The organism is Blastococcus sp. PRF04-17, assembly GCF_023016265.1.
GTDB lineage: Bacteria > Actinomycetota > Actinomycetes > Mycobacteriales > Geodermatophilaceae > Blastococcus_B.
Genome location: NZ_CP095412.1, coordinates 3,193,935 through 3,211,428 on the forward strand (window position 1 = coordinate 3,193,935; position 17,494 = coordinate 3,211,428).

At 73.4% G+C, this 17,494-nt stretch carries 21 protein-coding genes, 1 tRNA gene and 2 pseudogenes; 15 read left to right on the forward strand and 9 right to left on the reverse strand.

What is annotated here, in order from left to right; all coding sequences use genetic code 11:
- Window positions 1–22 precede the first annotated feature (22 nt).
- The 5 genes and pseudogenes from MVA48_RS16140 to MVA48_RS24290 all read right to left on the reverse strand — a co-directional run.
- Window positions 23–238: an RNA-binding S4 domain-containing protein gene (locus tag MVA48_RS16140; protein WP_246981713.1), complete on the reverse strand. Its 216-nt coding sequence runs from the start codon at window positions 236–238 to the stop codon at window positions 23–25.
- Between the two features lie 16 nt (window positions 239–254).
- Window positions 255–983, reverse strand: a complete 729-nt coding sequence (locus MVA48_RS16145) for an MOSC domain-containing protein (RefSeq protein WP_246981714.1) — start codon at window positions 981–983, stop codon at window positions 255–257.
- A gap of 86 nt (window positions 984–1,069) precedes the next feature.
- Window positions 1,070–2,143: a hypothetical protein gene (locus MVA48_RS16150; protein WP_246981715.1), complete on the reverse strand. Its 1,074-nt coding sequence runs from the start codon at window positions 2,141–2,143 to the stop codon at window positions 1,070–1,072.
- On the reverse strand, window positions 2,140–2,355 hold the full coding sequence (locus MVA48_RS16155; protein WP_246981716.1) for an RNA polymerase sigma factor: 216 nt from the start codon (window positions 2,353–2,355) through the stop codon (window positions 2,140–2,142). Before MVA48_RS16155 ends, MVA48_RS16150 begins: the two co-directional genes overlap by 4 nt.
- A 128-nt stretch (window positions 2,356–2,483) precedes the next feature.
- A pseudogene (locus MVA48_RS24290) lies at window positions 2,484–2,807 on the reverse strand (RNA polymerase sigma factor); the annotation flags it as partial.
- Window positions 2,808–2,992: 185 nt separating this feature from the next.
- Between MVA48_RS24290 and MVA48_RS16165 the strand changes: the two are divergent.
- Window positions 2,993–3,628, forward strand: a complete 636-nt coding sequence (locus MVA48_RS16165) for a hypothetical protein (RefSeq protein ID WP_246981718.1) — start codon at window positions 2,993–2,995, stop codon at window positions 3,626–3,628.
- Window positions 3,538–4,224 carry an HNH endonuclease signature motif containing protein gene (locus MVA48_RS16170; RefSeq protein ID WP_246981719.1) on the forward strand — a complete coding sequence of 229 codons (687 nt, stop codon included), beginning with the start codon at window positions 3,538–3,540 and terminating at the stop codon, window positions 4,222–4,224. The genes MVA48_RS16165 and MVA48_RS16170 overlap by 91 nt, the downstream gene beginning before the upstream one ends.
- On the opposite strand, the gene MVA48_RS16175 is transcribed toward MVA48_RS16170, so the two are convergent.
- Window positions 4,193–4,405 carry a hypothetical protein gene (locus tag MVA48_RS16175; protein ID WP_246981720.1) on the reverse strand — a complete coding sequence of 71 codons (213 nt, stop codon included), beginning with the start codon at window positions 4,403–4,405 and terminating at the stop codon, window positions 4,193–4,195. The genes MVA48_RS16170 and MVA48_RS16175 overlap by 32 nt on opposite strands.
- A 51-nt stretch (window positions 4,406–4,456) precedes the next feature.
- A complete protein-coding gene (locus MVA48_RS16180; protein ID WP_246981721.1) occupies window positions 4,457–4,672 on the reverse strand; it encodes a hypothetical protein in 216 nt (71 codons plus the stop codon).
- Between the two features lie 73 nt (window positions 4,673–4,745).
- Here MVA48_RS16180 and MVA48_RS16185 point away from each other — a divergent pair, with 73 nt between their 5' ends.
- The 3 genes from MVA48_RS16185 (at window position 4,746) to MVA48_RS16195 (ending at window position 7,012) form a co-directional block, all read left to right on the forward strand.
- A complete protein-coding gene (locus MVA48_RS16185; protein ID WP_246981722.1) occupies window positions 4,746–5,909 on the forward strand; it encodes an acyl-CoA dehydrogenase family protein in 1,164 nt (387 codons plus the stop codon).
- A gap of 39 nt (window positions 5,910–5,948) precedes the next feature.
- Window positions 5,949–6,428 (forward strand): pyridoxamine 5'-phosphate oxidase family protein, encoded by a 480-nt coding sequence (locus MVA48_RS16190; RefSeq protein ID WP_246981723.1) that lies wholly within the window; start codon window positions 5,949–5,951, stop codon window positions 6,426–6,428.
- A gap of 116 nt (window positions 6,429–6,544) precedes the next feature.
- Entirely contained in the window at window positions 6,545–7,012 is a 468-nt protein-coding gene (locus tag MVA48_RS16195; protein ID WP_246981724.1) for a DUF1707 SHOCT-like domain-containing protein, read from the forward strand.
- A 16-nt stretch (window positions 7,013–7,028) separates the two neighbouring features.
- Here the strand turns inward: MVA48_RS16195 and MVA48_RS16200 are convergent.
- Window positions 7,029–7,115: transfer RNA gene (locus MVA48_RS16200), tRNA-Leu, on the reverse strand.
- A gap of 201 nt (window positions 7,116–7,316) precedes the next feature.
- On the opposite strand from MVA48_RS16200, the gene MVA48_RS16205 reads away from it, so the two are divergent.
- The 10 genes and pseudogenes from MVA48_RS16205 (at window position 7,317) to pknB (ending at window position 16,742) form a co-directional block, all read left to right on the forward strand.
- Complete coding sequence (locus MVA48_RS16205) at window positions 7,317–7,874, forward strand: DUF3662 domain-containing protein (protein WP_246981725.1); 558 nt, start codon at window positions 7,317–7,319, stop codon at window positions 7,872–7,874.
- Entirely contained in the window at window positions 7,871–8,158 is a 288-nt protein-coding gene (locus MVA48_RS16210) for an FHA domain-containing protein (protein ID WP_246981726.1), read from the forward strand. Before MVA48_RS16205 ends, MVA48_RS16210 begins: the two co-directional genes overlap by 4 nt.
- Before the next feature lie 7 nt (window positions 8,159–8,165).
- Window positions 8,166–8,630: an FHA domain-containing protein FhaB/FipA gene (locus MVA48_RS16215; RefSeq protein ID WP_246981727.1), complete on the forward strand. Its 465-nt coding sequence runs from the start codon at window positions 8,166–8,168 to the stop codon at window positions 8,628–8,630.
- 73 nt (window positions 8,631–8,703) lie between these two features.
- Window positions 8,704–10,110, forward strand: a complete 1,407-nt coding sequence (locus tag MVA48_RS16220) for a PP2C family protein-serine/threonine phosphatase (RefSeq protein ID WP_246981728.1) — start codon at window positions 8,704–8,706, stop codon at window positions 10,108–10,110.
- Between the two features lie 40 nt (window positions 10,111–10,150).
- Window positions 10,151–11,563, forward strand: coding sequence for an FtsW/RodA/SpoVE family cell cycle protein (locus MVA48_RS16225; RefSeq protein WP_246981729.1), 1,413 nt, complete (start codon window positions 10,151–10,153; stop codon window positions 11,561–11,563).
- A complete protein-coding gene (locus MVA48_RS16230) occupies window positions 11,560–11,775 on the forward strand; it encodes a hypothetical protein (protein ID WP_246981730.1) in 216 nt (71 codons plus the stop codon). Before MVA48_RS16225 ends, MVA48_RS16230 begins: the two co-directional genes overlap by 4 nt.
- Before the next feature lie 29 nt (window positions 11,776–11,804).
- Window positions 11,805–11,900: pseudogene (locus MVA48_RS24295) on the forward strand (hypothetical protein); the annotation flags it as partial.
- A gap of 24 nt (window positions 11,901–11,924) precedes the next feature.
- A complete protein-coding gene (locus tag MVA48_RS16235; protein WP_246981731.1) occupies window positions 11,925–13,001 on the forward strand; it encodes a peptidoglycan D,D-transpeptidase FtsI family protein in 1,077 nt (358 codons plus the stop codon).
- Window positions 13,001–14,701: a serine/threonine-protein kinase gene (locus MVA48_RS16240; protein WP_246981732.1), complete on the forward strand. Its 1,701-nt coding sequence runs from the start codon at window positions 13,001–13,003 to the stop codon at window positions 14,699–14,701. Before MVA48_RS16235 ends, MVA48_RS16240 begins: the two co-directional genes overlap by 1 nt.
- 157 nt (window positions 14,702–14,858) lie before the next feature.
- Entirely contained in the window at window positions 14,859–16,742 is a 1,884-nt protein-coding gene (pknB, locus tag MVA48_RS16245) for a Stk1 family PASTA domain-containing Ser/Thr kinase (protein WP_246981733.1), read from the forward strand.
- Between the two features lie 65 nt (window positions 16,743–16,807).
- Here pknB and MVA48_RS16250 read toward each other — a convergent pair whose 3' ends face one another.
- Window positions 16,808–17,467 carry an aminodeoxychorismate/anthranilate synthase component II gene (locus tag MVA48_RS16250; protein WP_246981734.1) on the reverse strand — a complete coding sequence of 220 codons (660 nt, stop codon included), beginning with the start codon at window positions 17,465–17,467 and terminating at the stop codon, window positions 16,808–16,810.
- Between the last annotated feature and the right edge of the window lie 27 nt (window positions 17,468–17,494).

A 17,494-nucleotide genomic window follows, 5' to 3' on the forward strand; every position in this document is an offset into this window, starting at 1 on the left:
GGTTCCACGTGGAACCTGCCGGTCAGCCGATGCGCACGTCCTCCATGCCGTCGACCGAGACGACGTCGCCGCGCCGGAGCTGGCGTCCCCGCCGGTCCTCGGGCTCGCCGTTGACCCGCACGCCGCCGGCGACGAGCACGTCCTTCACCTGGGCGCCGGTGGGCACGGCGTCGACCAGCTTCAGCAGCTGTCCGAGCCGGATGCTGTCCTCGCCGGGGCGGATCTCGACGGTGCGCACGGGCTCCAGTCTCGCCTCAGACCGGCTCGAGCACGTCACCGGTGCGCACGGTTCCGGCCTCCCGCACCAGCGCGGCCACGGCGAGCTCGCCGTCCCGCTCGCGGTGGATGGTCTTCAGCACCGACGTGTCCCGCCCGATCCCGCCCGGCTGCGGACGGGTGACCATGACGCAGCGGGGGATCGGCACGTTGACGTCGAGCACCGCCTCGCCGAGGCGCACGCGGCGGCCCACCAGGTCGGCGTCCGACCCGCCGTCGAGGACGACGTTGGCGCGGAACCGGCGCCGGTCCCAGTCGCCCAGGGAGCCGGTTGTGACCAGGGACACGCGGCCGTCGGCGTTGTCGTGGAAGGCGCCCGCCGCGCCCTGCCAGTCGTGCCAGCGGGCCGTCGCGCCGGCGGCCTCGGCCAGGTCGTCGTCGGGGCTCTCGTAGCGGGGACGGACGAAGGGGTCGCCCGCCGGGCGGAGGGTCACCCGCCGGCCGAGCCAGGCGGAGATCCGGTCGTCATCACCGGTCACGGTGCCGTCGGGCAGGACGACGTCGACGTCGCCGCCGCCCGGCCGCAGCCGCGCTGTGGCGAAGAGGAGTTCGGGCACCCGGCGGGCGGTCAGCCCGTAGCCGGTGTCGACGTCGAACAGTGCCCACTGCCGGTCGCCGGTAACGCCCTCGGGCCCGAGCTCGGCCTCCGCCAGCCGCTCCCCCTGCAGCGACTTCACCGGGTACCGCCACAGCTCGAGGACGCGCACCGGCCCACCTCACCACACCGCCCCGGCGGGATGACCCGGCCGGGGCGGTGGCGGTGGGTCAGGGGCGATGGGTCAGGGGCGGTGGGTCAGGGGTGGTAGGTCACCGCCTCGGCGAACTCGACCACCTGTTCCTGGGTGAAGGCGTCCGGCACCTGGAGCTCGTACACCGTGCCGTCCTCGAACTGCGCCTGGAGGAACCACTGCTGCATGGACTCGCCGTCCACGACGTAGCCTGAATCGGTCAGCACCAGGTGCGCCGGCCGGCCGTGGACCGTCACGGGGATCACCGAGCCGGTCGGTCCCATCAGCCGGCCGAGCAGCTGCTCCGGGGGAACGACGTCCTCCGGCAGGGGCACCTGCACGGTGATCGTCTGCTGCTCGAAGGAGTCGTTCACCAGCGTGAGGACGCGCCCCATCTTGAAGAACTGCACCGACCACCCCTGCGGGGCCAGCTCCGCCGTGAGCGTCGCCCGCCGGGGACGGTCGACCAGCGAGTCGGCGACCTCCTGCAGCTCGTCGGCGTCCGCGTAGTCGCCGTGGCCGAGGATCGACACCCACTGGTCGTCCTGGCGTTCCCAACTGAGCCACGCGAAACGCCTGGTCGCAATCCTCGCGCAGCCCATGTCGTCGTCCTCGACGCACCACTCGCGCTCGTAGGTCACGATCTCGGCGTCGTCGTCGCCGAGGGAGATCTCGTCGACGTGGAGCACCTCATAGCCCGGGGCTGCGTCGTCGGGGCCGTTGCCCTCGGGCTCGTCCTCGCCGACGTAGATCGTGAAGCCGTTCTCGCGGGACGGGTCGTCGTACGCAGCGATGGTCGCGCCGTCGCCGCTCCCGTCGAACGCGGGCCGCAGGCCCGCGGGCTCCGGGTCGAGCGACAGGGGGAAGGTCGGCGTGTGGAAGTCGACCAGCGTGACGCTGTCTGCCGGCCTCCCGGGGCCGTCGGGTGCCGCGATCACGACCGCAGCCGCCCAGGAGGCGGCGACGGCGACCACGCCGATCCCGATGCGCCAGCGCACCTTCCGGCTGGGCATCCGCGACCGGCGCGGCCGGGCGCCGTCGATCTCGGCGAGCAGGGCGGCGCGCGCGGCGTTGCGGGCGTCGGCGGTCAGGGCCGGACCTTCGGGGCCGGCCTCGCGCAGCAGGTGGACGGTGTTCATCGGGTCTCCTCCAGGGAGCCGAGGGCGGCACGGGTCAGGCGGCGCGCCCGGTTGAGGCGGGAGCGGACGGTGCCCACGGGGATGTCGAGGACGGCGGCCATCTCCTCGTAGCCGAGCTGGCCCCAGGCGACGAGCAGCAGGACGTCGCGGTCGCGCTCCTTGAGGCTGGCCAGCGCCGCGGCGAGCGGGCCGCGCAGCGCGGCGGCGTCCACGCGGGCGTGGATCTCCTCGGAGCCGGCCGGCAGCGCCGGCTCGGCGCCGCCCTTGCCAGTGCCCGGTAGCGCCGCCGCTCGCTGCGGCCGTGGCCGTGCACGACGTTCGTGGCGATGCCGAGCAGCCACGGGCGCACCTCGACGTGCTCGGGGCGATAGGCCGCACGACGCCGGAAGGCGATCAGGAACGTCTCGCTGAGCAGGTCGTCGGCCAGCTCTCCGACGCGGCGGCCCAGGTACCGGTGCACGGTCGCGGCGTGCCGGTCGAAGAGGGCGGCGAAGACCTCGGGCTCGGCGACCGACCGCGCGATCAGCTCACCGTCCGACGGCGCAGTGTTCGGCAGCGCGCGCAGCCGGGGTGGTTCGGGTGGCGGGTCCACCGCCACCCGGACTGGCGTACTGCTCACGACACGTGATGATGCGGCCGCGGAAGGTGAAGTCGTCACACCCACTCATGTCCGGTGCGGCGGATCGGGTTCACGCGCCGCTGGGCGGCTTGCTCCGGTGTTGCGACGGCGGCGCCTGTGGACGACGCGAGTTCATCAACAGGTCTCTTGACCTGCGGTTTTCGTCAGACTCCAGGCCTATTGTTCGCACAAGTGTTCGATACGAGGGCGATCCAGGGAGGAGGTGGACGATGTCGTCGTGGGCCTCGGTGCTCGACCAGCTCGCCGCCCTCGATCCCGCCGAGTTCGACCCGGACAGCCTCTCCGACGAACAGGTGCGCGAGGTGATCCCACGGACCCAACTCGCGATCAACCGCCTCTCGGCGCTCATGACTCGCGCCGTTGCTGCCGGGGAGGCCCGTCAGGTGCACACCGGTGACGGCATGGTCTCCATGAAGACGTGGCTGACCGGGCACTGCCGGGTCTCCGGCCGCGAAGCCGTCGGCCTGGTGCGCGCCGGCCGACGGCTGCGGCAGCTACCGGAGCTGGCGGCCGCGTACGCCGAGGGGGCGGTCACCCGGGCACACGTCGACGCGGTCACGACGGCGGTGACGCCGGCCCGGGTCGCGAAGGCCGCCGAGGCGGGCATCGACCTCGCGGAGACCGACGAGATCCTCGCCGATGCCGCCCGCGCGCTGCTGCCCGAGGAGACGGCCCAAGCCGTGCGCCGCTGGGTGCACGGCATCGATCCGACGGTGACCTCGACGACGACGCCGGCCTGCGTCGTGTCTTCCGGATGGCCCGCTCGTCCGGCGGCCGCGTCTACACCTCCGGCCACCTCGACCCCGTGGGCGCCGAGACCGTGCACGCCGCACTGGAAGCGGTGATGAACGGCTACCGCCCTGCCGGCGACCACCGCAGTCACGCGGAGCGGATGGGCGACGCGTTGGTCGAGCTCTGCCGTCAGTCGTTGAACGCCGGCCGGCTGCCCGAAGTCCGAGGCCAGAGCCCCCACGTCCGCGTCGCCATCGATCTCCTGGCGCTCTGCGCCCACCGTGGCACGCCCGGCTTCGGCGAACTGCCGTTCGCCGGACCGATCTCCGCGGAAACTGCCCGACGGATCGCCTGCGACGCCGGCGTCTCCCGCATCATCGTCGGCCCGAACAGCCTTCCTCTCGACGTCGGCCGGGAGCAGCGCCTGTTCCCCGTCGGCATCCGTCGCGCCATCGAGCAACGCGACAGGCACTGCGTCTTCGCGGGGTGCACGGCCCCGCCGGCCTGGTGCGACGTCCATCATGTCGATCACTGGGCATGGGGCGGGGAGACCTCCTGCGAGACCGGCGCCCTGGTCTGCGAACACCACCACACCGCGGTCCACGAGGGCGGCTTCCGGGTCGTCCGCGAAGCAGGCACCGCCGCCTGGCACACCTACCGCCCCGACGGCAGCGAGGTCACCGTCCGGGTGAGAGGTCCGGCCCCGTAGCCCGTTCGAAGAACAGGGAGTGCTCGGCGTCGGGATCGCCGAGGTACGCACCGAACGCCTCGATCGGCCGGTAGCCCGCGCCGCTGCAGAGGGCGATCGCCTCGGGCTGCAACGGGTCGGTCTCGCGCCGCAGGGTGGTCCAGCCGCGCTCGGCAGCCGCCCGCTCGAGGCCGCCCAGCACGAGCTTGGACAGGCCCCGGCCGCGCGCCGAGGGTTGCCACGTACATGCGCTTCACCTCGGCGGCGTCGCCCCCCAGATGGCGGAGGGCACCGCAGCCCAGCGGCGTCCCGTCGTCCTCGCGGACACCAGGACGACGCTGACGTCGGCGGCCGACGGCTTCCTGCCCGGCTCGTCCTCGCCGCCGTAGCGGGCGCGGATATCGCCCTGCTGGTCGGCGGCCAGCCGCTGGACGTCGGGGTCGTCCCAGGGCGCCGCCTCGATCCTCACGCGGTCGTCCTCGTGCCCGGGAGCTCGGAGACCGCGGGGTACCGTCGCCGTACCGCCGATTCGAAGGGGAACCGTGCCGGTCGACCGCGAACTGCCCACGCCCGAGGCGCACGACCTCCTGGCGCTGACCCGCGACCTGGCCGACGCCGAGCTCGCGCCGAAGGCGGCCGAGTACGAGCGCGAGGAGCGCTTCCCTCGCGAGGTGTTCCGGGTCCTCGGGGACGCCGGCCTGCTCGGCCTGCCCTTCGGTGAGGACGTGGGCGGCGGCGGCCAGCCATACGAGGTCTACCTCCAGGTCGTCGAGGAGCTCGCGGCCCGCTGGGCGAGCGTCGCGCTCGGGGTCAGCGTGCACACCCTCGCCTGCTTCCCCATCGACCGGTTCGGCACCGAGGAGCAGCGGCGCGACCTGCTGCCCGACATGGTCGGCGGGCAACTGCTGGGCGCCTACTGCCTCTCGGAGGCGCACGCCGGCTCCGATCCGGCCGCCATGCGGGCGGCGGCCAAGACCTCCGACGGAGGCTGGTTGGCCAACGGCGAGAAGGCCTGGGTGACCCACGGCGGGCACGCCGACTTCTACTCGACCTTCCTGCGCACCCCGGACGACGGCGAGCGCGGGATCTCCTGCTTCCACCTGTCCCCGGACCTGCCGGGGCTGGCCGCCGCCCGGCCGGAGGAGAAGATGGGCCTCACCGGGTCGACGACCGCCGCGATCCGGCTGGACGACGTCCCGGTGCCCGCCGACCGGCTCGTGGGCGAGCGCGGCCGGGGACTCTCGATCGCCCTCGGCGCGCTCGACTCCGGGCGGCTCGGGGTCAGTGCGGTCGCCGTGGGCCTGGCCCAGTCGGCGCTCGACGTCGCCGTCCGGTACGCCACCGAGCGCGAGGCGTTCGGCCGGCGCATCGTCGACCACCAGGGCGTGGCCTTCCTGCTCGCCGACATGGCCGCCGCGGTGGAGTCCGCCCGCGCGACCTACCTGGTCGCCGCCCGCCGCAAGGACGCCGGCAAGGAATACTCGCGGCAGGCCAGCATCGCCAAGCTGGTGGCGACCGACGCGGCGATGAAGGTCACGACCGACGCCGTCCAGGTGCTCGGCGGCGCCGGATACACCCGGGAGTTCCCCGTCGAGCGCTACATGCGCGAGGCCAAGGTCATGCAGATCTTCGAGGGCACCAATCAGATCCAGCGGATGGTCATCGGCAAGTCGCTGGCCCGTGAGGCGGCACCCGCCGCGGGCTGACCCGGCCGACCTGTCGGTGCCCGGGTGGAGCATCCCGGCATGGCCACCTTCACCGAGGTCGAGGCAGACGAGCCGGAGTTCGCCGCGCGGGTGCGGGCGGCCTTCGACGCCCGGGAGCACAAGATCCTCGCCACGCTGCGCCCCGACGGAGCACCCCGGGCCAGCGGCATCACGATGCAGTTCGTCGCGGGCGAGCCGTGGCTGGCCGGCATGCCCCGGTCGGTCAAGTTCGCCGACCTGCGCCGGGACGGCCGGTTCGCGCTGCACAGCAGCAGCGCCGACTCCGACGCGTTCATCGCCGACGCGAAGCTGTCCGGCCTCGCCGTCGAGGTGACCGACCCGGCCGAGCGGGCCGCGTTCGCCACGGCCGCGGGGGTGCCGAGCGGGTCGGGCGGGTTCGAGCTGTTCCGCGTGGAGCTGGACCAGGTCGTGCTCGTCCACCTCGACGAGGGGAGGACCGCGCTCGTCATCGACTCCTGGCGGCCGGGCCGTGGCCTCACGAGCGCGCGGCGGACCTAGGGGTCCACCGGTCGACGGACACGCGCTGGACCGGTCGGCGGAACCGCCCCCGGATCGCTGGACGACCGCCTGCGCCGCGACCCACACTGGGATCCACCACCTCGAGGAGGAGCCCGATGCCCGAGCCGCACCTGCGCGCCGCCGATGCCGACCGGGCGGCGGTGGCCGAGGCGCTCGGCGCGCACATGTCCGCCGGGCGGCTGACCCTCGAGGAGTACGACGAGCGCCTGGCCCGGGCGTACTCCGCCAAGACCTACGGCGAGCTCGCCGAGCTGACCGCCGACCTGCCGAATGCCCCCCGCCACCGCCCGCCGACACGCACCGAGCAGTCCGCACCCGCCCTGCCGGCGTCCGCGTCCGCGCAGCAGGGTCCGTGGGGGTGGGACGACCGGCACTCCTGGCGGGCGTGGGCGAGCACCGCCGTGATCGTGCTGGTCATCTGGGCCGCGACGTCGCTGGCCAACTGGGAGCTGCTGTACTTCTGGCCCGTGTGGGTCATCGGCCCGTGGGGTGCTGTCCTGCTGGCGCGGACGATCACCAGCGCCCGTGAGGGCGGCGACGGGCACCGCCGGCTGAGCAGCTGAGCTGCCGCGGTCGAACTGGGTGGGCAAGGGGGAGTTGAACCCCCACGTCCTTTCGGACACACGGACCTGAACCGTGCGCGTCTGCCATTCCGCCACTTGCCCTGGCGAGCGACGACACTAGCAGCCGGAGACCGCGGCACGGGTGGGGGGTCGGCCACCCGGGGTGGGCGTCGAACGCCCCCGTCGCAGGTCCTCGCGGGTGCTTCTCCACTTACTGGCGAGTTCCTGGTCGGTCCACGGTGCGCGGCCCGGCTACGATCATCGGTGGCAGATCGGGACGTCCGACCAACGCAAGGGAGCGACTGTGGGTGTGCTGCAGCGCTTCGAGCGGCGGCTCGAGGGCATGGTCGGCCTCGCCTTCGCCCGCATCTTCAAGGGCAAGGTGCACCCGGCCGAGATCGCGAAGGCGCTCACCCGCGAGGCCGACGAGCAGCGCTCGGTGCTGGGCGAGGGCCGGGTGCTGGCGCCCAACGTCTACGTCGTCACCCTCGGCCGCACCGACTTCGAGCACCTGGGGCAGTGGTCGGACCAGCTCGCCGGCGAGCTCGCGGACATGGTCACCGAGCACATCGACGACGAGGGCTACCAGATCTTCGACAAGGTGACGGTTCGTCTGGAGCGTGACCTCGACCTGCCCACCGGCGTCTTCGAGGTCAGCTCGCACGTCGCCGACCCCGCCCGTCCGCCCTCGCGCGACGACCTTGCCTCCGCCCAGATCGCGGCTCCCCCGCAGGTCGTCCCGCCGGCGACCGGCCAGCACCCCCCGCTGCCTCCACTCCCCCGCTGCGCGGCCGCGTCGCCACGGACACCGGCAAGCAGGGCCCGTCGATCGTCGGGCGCGCCGGCTCCCGGCCGGGCATGACGCACGTCCTGGTGGTCGACGGCCCGGGCACCCGCCACGAGCTGTCCACCGGTCGCAACGTCATCGGCCGCGGCACCGAGGCCGACATCCGGCTGCCCGACACCGGCGTCAGCCGCAAGCACGTCGACGTCATCCTCGACAACGGGACGGCGACGGTGGTCGACCTCGGCTCGACCAACGGCACCCTGGTCAACGGCCGCCGGGTCAGCCGGCAGGCGCTGGTCGACGGCGACGTCATCCGCATCGGCCACTCCGTGCTGGTCTACCGGCAGGACGGCGCGTGAGGGCGCTGTGACCCCCGAGATCGTCCTGCAGATCTTCCGCTTCGGCTTCCTGCTGCTCCTGTGGCTGTTCATCTTCGCGGCGTTCCGGGTGGTGCGGGCGGACCTGTTCGGCGGTCGGGCCGGCCGGGTGGCCTCGGTGCCGCCGCGAGCCGCCCCGGCGGGCAAGAAGCGCGGCGGTCGCGGCCCGAAGACACTGGTGGTCACCGCCGGCCCGCTGACCGGCACGAAGATCACCCTCGGCGACCAGCCGATCCTGATCGGCCGGGCCGACGACTCCACCCTGGTGCTCACCGACGACTTCGCGAGCTCGCGGCACGCGCGCCTGACCAACCGAGGGGGCCAGTGGTACGTCGAGGATCTCGGGTCCACCAACGGCACCTACCTCGACCAGCAGCGCGTGCAGGGCCCTCTCCTGGTCAACCCGGGCCAGCCGATCCGCATCGGGCAGACTGCTCTGGAGCTGCGCACGTGAGCGAGCGTGCCGGCACGACGATGAGCAGAGCAGACGGGCGCACGCGCCCCCCGAGCGCCGGCGAGGTGGACCGATGAGCCTCGTGCTGCGCTACGCCGCACGCTCGGACCGCGGGCTGATCCGCGGCAACAACCAGGACTCCGTCTACGCTGGTCCCCGTCTGCTCGCCGTCGCCGACGGCATGGGCGGCCACGCCGCCGGCGACGTCGCGAGCAAGGTGGTCATCGCCGCCCTCGAGCACCTGGACGACGACGCGCCGTCCGGGGACATGCTGCAGGCCCTGCGCCAGGCGGTCTTCGAGGGCAGCGAGCACCTGCGCGAGGTCATCCGCGAGTCCCCGCAGCTCGAAGGCATGGGGACGACGCTCACGGCGATCCTGTTCGCCGGCGGCCGGCTCGCCCTCTGCCACGTCGGCGACTCCCGCGCCTACCTGATGCGCGACGGGCAGCTGTCCCAGATCACCCACGACGACACGTTCGTCCAGACGCTGATCGACGACGGGCGGATCACGGCCGAGGAGGCCAACAGCCACCCGCAGCGCTCCCTGCTCCTGCGCGCCCTCAACGGCCAGGAGGTCGAGCCGGACCTGTCGATGCGCGAGGCGCGCGCCGGCGACCGCTACCTGCTCTGCTCCGACGGTCTCTCCGGCGTGGTCAGCGAGGAGACCCTCGCGGACGCGCTGAAGGACCCGGACCCCGAGTCGACCGCGGACCGGCTGATCGAGCTGGCGCTGCGCAGCGGCGGCCCCGACAACGTGACGGTCATCGTCGCCGACGTCATCGAGGACACCGGCGGCCGCGGCCGGGTGGACCCGGTCGTCGACGGGGCCGCCGGCGACAGCGTCGGGCAGCGGGAGGTCGACGCCCGGTCCGCCGCCGGCCGGGCCGCGCTGGCCGACCCACCGGCGGCTCCGCCGCCGACACCCACACCGTCGACGGGCGGCGGCCCCTCCGCCCGCCGCCGCCCGATGCGACTCCTCCTGGTGGCGGTGATCGCTCTCCTCGTCCTGGTCGCGGGCGCGGTCGGTTCGTACTTCTGGGCGCTCCAGCACTGGTTCGTGGGCGTCGACGGCAGCGGCGAGACCGAGCACGTCGCGGTCTTCCGCGGCCTGAACGTCTCGATCGTCGGGTTCGAGTTCTTCGAGGTCGACGAGGACACCGGCCTGCCGGTCGCCGACCTGGAGCCCCAGGCCCGCAACCGGGTCCGCGGCGGCATCACGGCGGACGACTCCGCGGACGCCGACCGCATCATCGCGGCCCTGCGCGAGCAGCGGCTGCCGGAATGCCCCACCGAGGACGACGCCGCGACGACGTCGGCACCGTCGAGCCCCACGGCCGGCACCACCGGCTCGGGACCCGCACCCGGTGGAGCGGCGACCGAGCCCTCGGCGCCCGCGGCCGCCACGACCACCGCTCCCACCACCTCGGCCCGGACGTCGGAGTCGCCCGAGCCGGGGACGGACTGCCGGAGCGCCGACTAGTGAGCGCCGCAGGCACGGGTTCCCCACCGGAGGTGTGTTGATGACCTCCCCCGCCACCGACCCCCGGGCCGCCGCGGCCGGGAGCGCCCCGCCGAAGCGGCGCGGCACGGAGGCGGCCCTGCTCGCGTTCGCCGTGCTGATCACCGTCGTCGCCCAGTGCATCGTCGACCTGACCATCACCGGGTCCCTGCGCCCGGAGATGGCCGGGTTCAGCGCGTGGATCACCGCCCTGTGGATCGTCGCGCACCTCGTCGTCCGCAGGTGGGCGCCCTACGCCGACCCGCTGCTGCTGCCCTCGGTCGCCCTGCTCGTGGGGCTCGGGCTCACGCTCATCCACCGCCTCGACCTCGCCGCCGAGCAGGTCGAGAGCACGATCACCCGCGAGGACGCCCCCGTCCAGCTGATCTGGGCCACCCTCGGGGTCGCGCTGTTCGTGGCGCTGCTCGTCGTCGTCCGCGACCACCGGACGCTGTCCCGCTACGCCTACACCCTCGCGCTGGCCGGGCTGGCGCTGCTGGCGATCCCCGCCGTCCTGCCGGCCTCCATGTCGGAGGTGAACGGAGCCAAGATCTGGATCCGCGTCGCCGGCTTCTCCATCCAGCCCGGTGAGTTCGCCAAGATCTGCCTGATCGTCTTCTTCGCCGCCTACCTGGTCGACAAGCGCGACGTCCTGGCACTGGCCAGCCGCCGCGTCGCGGGGCTGGAGCTGCCCCGCGGCCGGGACCTGGGGCCGGTCCTCGTCGCCTGGCTGCTGTCGATCCTCGTGCTGGTCTTCGAGCGCGACCTGGGCAGTTCGCTGCTGCTCTTCGGCATCTTCGTGGTGATGCTCTACATCGCCACCGAGAGATCCAGCTGGTTGCTCATCGGCGTCGGACTGTTCGCCGGCGGTGCGCTGATCGCCTACCAGATCTTCGGCCACGTCCAGGCCCGCGTGGACACCTGGCTCGACCCCTTCGCCTACCGCGACGGTGCGGGCTACCAGCTGGTCCAGTCGCTGTTCGGGCTGGGCACCGGCGGCATCTTCGGCGCCGGCCTCGGCGGCGGCCGGCCGGACCAGGTGCCCGTCGCCAAGAGCGACTTCATCGCCTCGGCGGTCGGCGAGGAGCTCGGCCTGTTCGGGCTCGTCGCGGTGATCGTGATCTACCTGATCCTGGTCGAGCGCGGGCTGCGCACCTCGCTGATCGTCCGCGACGCCTTCGGCAAGCTGCTGGCCGCCGGTCTGGCGTTCTCCGTGGCCTGGCAGGTCTTCGTCGTCCTCGGCGGGGTGACCGGCCTGCTGCCGCTCACCGGCCTGACGACGCCGTTCCTGGCCTACGGCGGGTCGTCGCTGGTCGCCAATTTCGTCCTGGTCGCGCTGCTCGTGCGGATCAGCGACGCCGCCCGCCGGCCGGCCACCCCGCACGCCGCACCCCCGCGCCTCGGCGACGCGCCCACCGAGGTGGTGCAGCCGTGAACGCCCCGCTGCGCCGCGTCTCGATCAGCGTGCTGGTCCTGTTCACGCTCCTGATCATCAACGTGAACTACATCCAGGTCGTCCGCTCCGACGAGTTGCGCAGCGACCGCGGCAACACCCGCGTGCTGGCCGCCGAGTACGACCGGGAGCGTGGCTCGATCATCGTCGCCGGGGAGCCGATCGCGCTGTCGGTGCCCACCGAGGGCGGCTGAAGTACCTGCGCCAGTACCCGCAGGGAGGGCTGTACGCGGCGGTCACCGGGTACTACTCGCTGATCTACAACAACTGGGGCCTCGAGCGCGCCGAGAACGACATCCTCTCGGGGGAGGACCCGCGCCTGGCCTTCCGCCGGCTCGCGGACATGTTCACCGGCCGGGATCCCGCCGGCGGCGACGTCGTCCTGACGCTGCACCCGGGGACCCAGGCCGCGGCGATGGCCCGTCTCGAGGGCCTGGTCGGCGGCGTGGTCGCCCTCGACCCCTCGACGGGCGCGGTGCTGGCCCTGGCCAGCACCCCCACGTACGACCCGGCGCAGCTCTCCAGCCACGACCCCCAGGCGATCCGCGACTACGCCGCGCAGCTCGACGCGGCCGACCCCGACCCGCGACGCAACCAGGCGATCACCGAGATCTACCCGCCGGGATCGGTGTTCAAGGTCATCGTCTCGGCGGCCGCCCTGCAGGAGGGCTACACGCCGGAGACGGTGATCCCGGCCCCGGACGTCTTCACGCTCCCGAACAGCAGCCGCGCGCTGAACAACTTCAACAACTCCAGCTGCAGCCCCACCGGGCAGCAGCCGCTGATCGACTCGCTGACCATCTCCTGCAACACCGCGTTCGCGATGCTGGGCATCGAGCTCGGCGAGGACAAGATCCGGGAGACCGCCGCCGCGTTCGGCATCGACGACGAGCCGATCGAGATCCCCCTCCGGGTGTCCGGCAGCACCGTGGGGGAGATCGAGGACGACGCCGCGCTCGGGCAGACGTCGATCGGTCAGCGCGACGTGCGCCTGACGACGCTGCACGCCGCGATGATCGCCTCCGCGGTGGCGAACGACGGCAGCCTGATGACGCCCTACCTGGTCGACCAGGTGCGTGCACCCGACCTCTCGGTCATCGACCAGACCGACCCCGACGAGCTGAGCCGGGCGGTGACCCCGGAGATCGCGAACCAGCTCACCGAGATGATGCTCAGCGTCGTCCAGAACGGCTCGGGCCGGGCCGCGCGGATCGACGGCGTCGAGGTGGCCGGCAAGACCGGCACCGCGCAGACCCCCGACCAGCCCGACCACAACTGGTTCATCGGATTCGCCCCGGCCGACGACCCGCAGATCGCCGTCGCCGTCTTCGTGCGCAACGGCGGCGGTACCGGCGGCGACGTCTCCGCCCCGATCGCCCGCGAGGTGATGGAGGCCTACCTGGGCGGGCGGAGCGACTGATGGCGCTGTCCATCGGCAGCCTGCTCGCCGACCGCTACGAGATCACCGCCCCCATCGCGACCGGCGGCATGGGTGAGGTGTGGCAGGCGCGCGACCGGGTGCTGGACCGGGTGGTCGCGGCGAAGGTGCTCAAGAGCGAGTACACCGGCGACCCGAGCTTCCTCGCCCGCTTCCGCAACGAGGCCCGCCACACCGCGGCGCTGTCCCACCAGAACATCGCCTCGGTCTACGACTACGGCGAGACCACCGACGACACGGGCACCCAGCAGCTGGCCTTCCTGGTCATGGAGTACGTCGAGGGCCAGCCGCTGGTCACGATCCTGCACGACGAGGGCGCCCTGCCGGTCGACTGGACGCTGCACGTGCTCAGCCAGTCCGCCGACGGGCTGTCCGCGGCGCACAAGGCGGGGGTGGTGCACCGCGACATCAAGCCGGGCAACCTCATCGTCCGTCCCGACGGCGTGGTGAAGCTGACCGACTTCGGTATCGCCCAGGCCCGCGACGCCGCACCGCTCACGCGTACCGGCATGGTCGTCGGGACGGCGCAGTACCTCTCGCCGGAGCAGGCGCAGGGCATGGAGGTCACCGCGGCCTCCGACGTCTACTCCCTCGGCGTCGTCGCCTTCGAGTGCCTCTCCGGCGCGCGCCCCTTCGACGGCGCCTCGCAGGTGGCGATCGCCCTGGCCCACATCAACCGGCCGCCGCCGCCGCTGCCCGCGCACGTGCCGCCGGCGGTACGGCTGCTGGTGGAGCGGGCGCTGGCCAAGGACCCCGGCGACCGCTTCCCGGACGGCGGAGCGTTCGCCGAGGCGATCCGGCGGGTGGCGTCCGGGGGGACCCTCGCCCCGGCGCCGGTCGCCGGCCCGGTCACCACACCCACCGGTGCCGTCGCGGCCGCCGCCCTGGCCAACTCGGCCACCCAGGTCCTCTCCGTCACCGGCCCCACCGCCGTCGTCCCCCCGGCCACCGGTCCGGCCACCGGGCCGGCCGGTCCCATGCCACCCCTCCAGGCGCCCCCCGAGGACGACGACCGGTGGCCCGACCCCGACGACGAGTCGCAGCCGGATCGCCGGCGACGGTGGGCTTGGGTGGCCGCCGCGCTGCTGCTCGTGCTCCTGCTGGGCGGTGGCGCGATGTGGCTGCTCGGCCAGGGCGACCGGGGCCCCGGCGACAGCACGGCCACGAATCCGACCGTGAGCTCGAACGTGAGCGGCATCGTGGTCGATCCGGCGGCCTACATCGGCGAGCCGGCCGGCGACGTCGAGGCGGAACTGACCGGCCTGGGCCTGACGGTCGTGCGGCAGCCGGCCGACGAGGGCCAGCTGGCCGGCGCGGGCATGGCGCTCGACGCGGGCGACGTCGCCGACCTCGCGCCGACCGGCTCGGTCCCGCCGGACTCCACGATCACGCTCTACGTCGCCGAGGCGGCCTACGTCCCGGGCGGGACCGAGCCCACCGACGAGCAGCCGACCCAGACCACCGCGGCGACGACGACCACGCCCCCGCCCTCCTCGACCAGCCCGTCGACCTCCTCGACCAGCAGCACCTCCACCACCACGACGACCACCACGGCGACCACCACGACCCTGCCGGCGGAGCCGCCCTGCAGCCCACCGGCCGATTGCGACGGCGACGGCCTGCCGGACGAGGCGCCAGCGGACGGCGACGCTGGTGCGGCTGATCCGGGTGGGGCCGGGTGAGCGCCGCCCACCGCGCCGTCCCGGGATCGGCGCGCGCAGCGGATAGGCTCGCCGTCGGCTCCCTGCCCGCAGCAGCCGCGTCGCCGGACGTGGTCGCCGCTCGCTCGTCGAGGCCCTCGCCCGGACGATGCACCGCTCCGCCCGAGAGGACCTTGGAATGACCATGCCGCAGGTGCTCGGTGAGCGCTACGAGATCGGCGGGGTCCTCGGTCGCGGCGGCATGGCCGAGGTGCACCGGGGGCGCGATCTGCGCCTCGGGCGCGAGGTGGCCGTCAAGGTGCTGCGCCAGGACCTCGCCCGCGACCCTTCCTTCCAGGTCCGCTTCCGCCGCGAGGCCCAGGCGTCGGCGTCGCTGAACCACCCGGCGATCGTGGCGGTGTACGACACCGGCGAGGACCGCACGACCACCGGCGCGACCCCGTACATCGTCATGGAGTACGTCGAGGGCGAGACGTTGCGTGACGTGCTGCGCCGCGAGGGCCGCCTCGAGCCGCAGCGGGCCATGAGCCTGGCCGCCGACATCTGCGGCGCCCTGGACTTCAGCCACCGCAACGGCATCGTGCACCGCGACGTGAAGCCCGGGAACGTGATGATCACGCCCCAGGGCACGGTCAAGGTCATGGACTTCGGCATCGCGCGCGCCGTGTCCGACTCCGCGGCGACGATGACCTCGACGGCCGCCGTCATCGGCACCGCCCAGTACCTCTCCCCCGAACAGGCGCGTGGCGAGAGCGTCGACGCGCGGTCGGACGTCTACTCGATGGGCTGTCTGCTCTACGAGCTGGTCACCGGCGCGCCCCCGTTCACCGGCGACTCGCCCGTCTCGGTCGCGTACCAGCACGTGCGCGAGGACCCGCGGCTGCCGTCGTCGATCAATCCGCAGATCCCGCCGGAGCTCGACGCCATCCTGCTCAAGGCGATGAGCAAGAACCCGGCGAACCGCTACCAGTCGGCGCAGGAGATGCGCAACGACCTGCTCCGGGCGCTGGCCGGGCAGCGGGTCGAGGCGACGCCGGTGATGAACGACGCCGAGAAGACCGCCATCATCGGCGGTCCCGTCGCCGCCGCGTACGGCCGCTACGGCGGCCGCGACGACGCCGACGACCGCTGGGACGCCGAGGACGAGGAGGCGGCCAAGCGCCGCAAGCGCAAGATCATCGCGATCGTCGCGGTGGTCGCGGCGTTGCTGGTCGCGGGCATCGTCGCCATCGCGCTGGCCATGCGAGGGGACGACGCCCCCACCGACACGGTCGCCTCGGTCTCCGTGCCTCCGCTGGTGAACCTGACCCTGGAGCAGGCCCGGCAGGAGATCACCGACGCCGGGCTGGTGGTCGGCACGATCACCCCGCAGACCGTCACGGACCCGAACCAGGTGGACCGGGTCCTCAGCAGCGACCCGGCCGGAGGCGCGGAGGTCCCCGAGGGCACCGAGGTGGCACTCACCGTCGGAGCCGCACCGGACACGGTCGGCGTGCCGAACGTGGTCGGCCTCGACGAGACCCGCGCCCGCAACGCCCTGGACCAGGCCGGCTTCGGCAACCTCACCATCGACCGGGTCGACTCGACCGCGCCCGCGGGCGAGGTGCTCGAGGTCGACCCGGCCGAGGGCTCGCAGGTGCCGGTGAACACCCCCATCACGCTGACCGTCTCCGACGGCGACGCCGCCGTCCCGGACGTGGCGGGGGCGACCCAGGCCGCGGCCACGGACACCCTGCGCGCGGCCGGTTTCACGAACGTCGTACCCGAGCAGGTGGAGGCCGAGCAGCCGGCGGGAACGGTGATCGGCACGAGTCCCGCCGCGGGCACGCAGGCCTCCGCCGGCACGGCCATCAGCCTGCGGGTGTCCAGTGGTCCGGCCCAGCCCGCGCAGGGGGCGATGCCCAACGTGCGAGGGCTCTCCCCGGAACGGGCTGAGATCGAACTCCGGAACGCTCGCTTCACGGGTCCGATCCAGACGGTCGACGGCGACGTGAACGATCCCCGCGTGGGCGAGGGGCAGGTCATCAGCACCGAGCCCCCGCCGGGAGCACCCAGCCCCTGAACACGCCGATCACCCTGGTGCTGAACCCGCCGGCCTGAGAAAGGGGCCCCTGCCCCGCAGGGGCCTCAGGCGGTGGCGGACGAGAGGCGCGCGGCTGCGGCGGTCGCCGACTCGACCAGAGCCGGGTCCGGCGCCAGGCCGCACTCGGCCAACCAGGTGGCCAGCATCCGGTGCCCGCCCTCGGTGAGCACCGACTCGGGGTGGAACTGGACCCCCTCGATCGGCAGCTCGCGGTGCCGCAGCGCCATCACGATTCCGGACGGCGTGGTGCCGGTGACCTCGAGCTCGTCGGGCACGGTGGCCGGGTCCACGGCCAGCGAGTGGTACCGGGTGGCGGTGAACGGCGACGGCAGGCCGGCGAGGACGCCGTCGCCCGAGTGGACCACCTGGCTGGTCTTGCCGTGCAGCAGCTCGGGCGCCCGGACGACGACGGCGCCGAACGCCTCCGCGATCGCCTGGTGCCCCAGACACACCCCCAACACCGGCGTGCCGGCCTCTGCCGCGGCGCGGACCATGGGCACGGTGACACCCGCGTCCGACGGCGTGCCCGGGCCGGGGGAGAGCAGCACGCCGGCGAGGTCGAGATCGGCCAGCTCGTCGACGGTCACCGCGTCGTTGCGCCGCACGATGCAGCGGACGCCGAGCTGGCCCAGGTACTGCACGAGGTTGTAGACGAAGCTGTCGAAGTTGTCGACGACCAGCACGGCGCGCTCGGGAGAGGTCATCGTCGGCGAGCTCCCTCTCGGTCGTGC

Bases quoted from the DNA above. Each gene is read 5' to 3' on its own strand.
- MVA48_RS16150 (WP_246981715.1), bottom strand. From the start codon at position 2,143: ATGAACACCGTCCACCTGCTGCGCGAGGCCGGCCCCGAAGGTCCGGCC.
- MVA48_RS16165 (WP_246981718.1), top strand. From the start codon at position 2,993: ATGTCGTCGTGGGCCTCGGTGCTCGACCAGCTCGCCGCCCTCGATCCC.
- MVA48_RS16170 (WP_246981719.1), top strand. From the start codon at position 3,538: ATGGCCCGCTCGTCCGGCGGCCGCGTCTACACCTCCGGCCACCTCGAC.
- MVA48_RS16190 (WP_246981723.1), top strand. From the start codon at position 5,949: ATGGCCACCTTCACCGAGGTCGAGGCAGACGAGCCGGAGTTCGCCGCG.
- MVA48_RS16195 (WP_246981724.1), top strand. From the start codon at position 6,545: ATGCCCGAGCCGCACCTGCGCGCCGCCGATGCCGACCGGGCGGCGGTG.
- MVA48_RS16210 (WP_246981726.1), top strand. From the start codon at position 7,871: ATGACGCACGTCCTGGTGGTCGACGGCCCGGGCACCCGCCACGAGCTG.
- MVA48_RS16220 (WP_246981728.1), top strand. From the start codon at position 8,704: ATGAGCCTCGTGCTGCGCTACGCCGCACGCTCGGACCGCGGGCTGATC.
- MVA48_RS16225 (WP_246981729.1), top strand. From the start codon at position 10,151: ATGACCTCCCCCGCCACCGACCCCCGGGCCGCCGCGGCCGGGAGCGCC.
- MVA48_RS16235 (WP_246981731.1), top strand. From the start codon at position 11,925: ATGTTCACCGGCCGGGATCCCGCCGGCGGCGACGTCGTCCTGACGCTG.
- MVA48_RS16240 (WP_246981732.1), top strand. From the start codon at position 13,001: ATGGCGCTGTCCATCGGCAGCCTGCTCGCCGACCGCTACGAGATCACC.
- pknB (WP_246981733.1), top strand. From the start codon at position 14,859: ATGACCATGCCGCAGGTGCTCGGTGAGCGCTACGAGATCGGCGGGGTC.
- MVA48_RS16250 (WP_246981734.1), bottom strand. From the start codon at position 17,467: ATGACCTCTCCCGAGCGCGCCGTGCTGGTCGTCGACAACTTCGACAGC.